5 protein-coding genes are annotated in these 2,421 nt (G+C 56.5%); 1 reads left to right on the plus strand and 4 read right to left on the minus strand.

The window, feature by feature from the left end:
• From AAC035_RS20605 to AAC035_RS20615, 3 genes are all read right to left on the minus strand, one after another.
• A partial coding sequence (locus AAC035_RS20605; RefSeq protein WP_339806990.1) for a hypothetical protein occupies positions 1 to 216 on the minus strand: 216 nt, incomplete at its 3' end.
• A 137-nt stretch (positions 217 to 353) separates the two neighbouring features.
• On the minus strand, positions 354 to 653 hold the full coding sequence (locus tag AAC035_RS20610; protein ID WP_339806991.1) for a hypothetical protein: 300 nt from the start codon (positions 651 to 653) through the stop codon (positions 354 to 356).
• A gap of 126 nt (positions 654 to 779) precedes the next feature.
• Entirely contained in the window at positions 780 to 1,022 is a 243-nt protein-coding gene (locus AAC035_RS20615) for a hypothetical protein (protein ID WP_339806992.1), read from the minus strand.
• 157 nt (positions 1,023 to 1,179) lie between these two features.
• Here AAC035_RS20615 and AAC035_RS20620 point away from each other — a divergent pair, with 157 nt between their 5' ends.
• Positions 1,180 to 1,977: an undecaprenyl-diphosphate phosphatase gene (locus AAC035_RS20620; protein ID WP_339806993.1), complete on the plus strand. Its 798-nt coding sequence runs from the start codon at positions 1,180 to 1,182 to the stop codon at positions 1,975 to 1,977.
• Between the two features lie 8 nt (positions 1,978 to 1,985).
• Here AAC035_RS20620 and AAC035_RS20625 read toward each other — a convergent pair.
• A partial coding sequence (locus tag AAC035_RS20625; RefSeq protein ID WP_339806995.1) for an acyl-CoA dehydrogenase C-terminal domain-containing protein occupies positions 1,986 to 2,421 on the minus strand: 436 nt, incomplete at its 5' end.

Here is a 2,421-nt window from a genome sequence, read left to right on the forward strand (position 1 = left end):
AGGCGTGCCGGCGGAGTCATCTGACGAACTACTGTTGCAACCGGCCGCCGTCAGGCCAAAAAAGCCGACCAGCGAGGCGCCCATAGCGCCCTTGAGGACAGTGCGACGTTCGAGACGAGAAGACAGCACCGACTGAAAACTGGCGTTGTCGCTGAAGTTGGTTACCGGATCAATGCCACTATTGTCCACTACAAGTGATTGTTTCTTTTTAAACACGGTTCTCTCCCAGGAGTTTGATTATTGGACTCGTGAAAGTATTAGAGGTGAGCCATGTTTCAATCGTGTGGCGTTTTTATGAACTCAAAAAGAAAGGCCCCAAACGGGGCCTTTCACATACTGATCAAAAACCGGTTTTAATTGGTCATATCATCATAATCTTCTTCAACTTCATCGCCGGTTTCATCCGCCCAGTCACTGGTGGCCTCACCGGCATCACTGGCGGCGTCTTTGGTGTTATCCCAGGCCTCCGAGGTGGATTCAGCGGCGGAATCGGCGGCGTCGCCCATGGCGTCTCCGGCATCTTCCATCATTTCTGCAGCATTGTCTCCGGCGCGGTCAAAATCCGGGCCGTCCTGATCGTCACTGGAGTCGCTGCAGGCTGCCAGACCAAAGGCAAACAGAATCGCGAATATGCTCAGCGTCAGCTTTCTCATAAGTCGTCCCTTCCTGGTTAAAAATTCGCAAAGGCCATTTGAGAAAATGGCCGTTCACTGCGTAACCTCAGGAACCACTCTAAAGCATAAGCTGTATCAGCAGCATTGCTTCAAGGTTAACTCTTTTCAATACGCGGTCAGGGGATAACCGTTCAGCAGAATAACGTGATCCGCTGGTACCAGCTGTCCGCATTCAAGGGCTATGAAGTTGCCACCGGGACGGACAAACAGATCCCTGATTCGCGAATGCAGTGTCTGAATCTGTCCGGACGGGTCCCGGAACACAATCTCCACCATGTCCCGCTGATGAACATGCCGGGTGAGAAGATCCTGCAAGGAATGATGCAGGGCAGCCCTGGGATCAGCCATATCCTTACCTGCTTATATCGTATTCTTGTTGTTGGTTATCACAGTCAGTCTGGCGCACCGGGCAAGCTTTTGCCAGTTTCCTCCGGACTGTTCAGGACGAAGCCTTTTCTCTACACTATCGCCCGTCTTTTCCGGCTCCTTCAAACAAGGGTTTACCATGGACTGGCTTCAGGTTTTCGTTCTTTCGGTGGTGCAGGGCATTACCGAGTTCCTGCCGGTTTCTTCTTCTGCACACCTGATTCTGGTTCCGGTCATGACGGCCTGGGACGATCAGGGCCTGGCGTTTGATGTTGCGCTTCACCTCGGCAGTCTGCTGGCGGTGGTACTTTATTTTCGCCATGACCTGATCGCCATGACCCGCAGCTGGACCGTTTCTCTGGCCACCCGCAAGCCGGATCAGGACGCCAAACTGGCCTGGGCGGTGTTGCTGGGCACCATTCCGGTGGGCCTTGCAGGTCTCGCCTTCAAGGACACTATCGAAACGGTATTGCGCTCCCCGCTGTACCTGGCCGCCGGACTGATTGTATTCGGTCTGCTGCTGGGCTGGGCCGACTGGCGCCACCGCGGCACCCGTACCGAGCACCAGATGAACTGGAAAGACGTTCTGATGATTGGTTGCGCCCAGGCCCTGGCGCTGTTTCCCGGTACCTCCCGCTCGGGCATTACCATTACCGCCGCCCTGATGCTGGGAATGAGCCGCGAAAGTGCTGCCCGCTTCTCGTTCCTGCTGTCTATCCCGGTGATTGTGCTGGCCTGCGGCCTGCAGATTCTGTCCCTCATCGAGAGCCCCGAGCCGGTCTACTGGGGCTCGGTGCTGGCAGGCATTGCCCTGTCAGGGCTGTCGGCCTATCTCTGCATCCATTACTTTCTGGCCTTCATCAAGCGCATCGGCATGATGCCCTTTGTGGCTTACCGGATTGTGCTGGGGGTAGTTCTGATCTGGGTGTTTGCCTGATAAACCACTCAAAACCAGTCAGGACGCATTTCAAGGCAGGTGGTGTCGCGATTCTGCAGCAGCACCAGATCCTGAGCTACCGTCGGCAGTTCCCAGTGGAAGAAATAGCGGGCCGCCTGCAGTTTGCCGCGATAATAGCCCTGGTTGTCCGGAGTCGTCTGCACCAGCTGCCGGGCCGCGACGTTGGCCTGCCGCAGCCACATCCAGGCCGCCATAATGTAACTGAACAGGCGCAGGTAGCGGCTGGCGTTGGCCAGCACCTCGTCGGCCGGCTCACTCTGTAACGCCTGGCCCAGCTGCTGGGTGACCTTGACCGCCCGTTGCAGGGTTTCACTCAGCGACAGCGCCCATTGCTGGCAATCTGCGGTTACCGCCGCTTCCAGATCCTTCTGCAGCGCCCGCAACATCAGCTGCAAACCATGGCTCTGGTGCTCCCATACCTTC

Origin of the sequence: uncultured Marinobacter sp., assembly GCF_963974375.1 — a bacterium.
Lineage (GTDB): Bacteria > Pseudomonadota > Gammaproteobacteria > Pseudomonadales > Oleiphilaceae > Marinobacter.

What these genes read in the sequence shown, in the direction of transcription:
- AAC035_RS20610 (WP_339806991.1), bottom strand. Translation starts at nt 653, where the DNA reads ATGAGAAAGCTGACGCTGAGCATATTCGCGATTCTGTTTGCCTTTGGT.
- AAC035_RS20615 (WP_339806992.1), bottom strand. Translation starts at nt 1,022, where the DNA reads ATGGCTGATCCCAGGGCTGCCCTGCATCATTCCTTGCAGGATCTTCTC.
- AAC035_RS20620 (WP_339806993.1), top strand. Translation starts at nt 1,180, where the DNA reads ATGGACTGGCTTCAGGTTTTCGTTCTTTCGGTGGTGCAGGGCATTACC.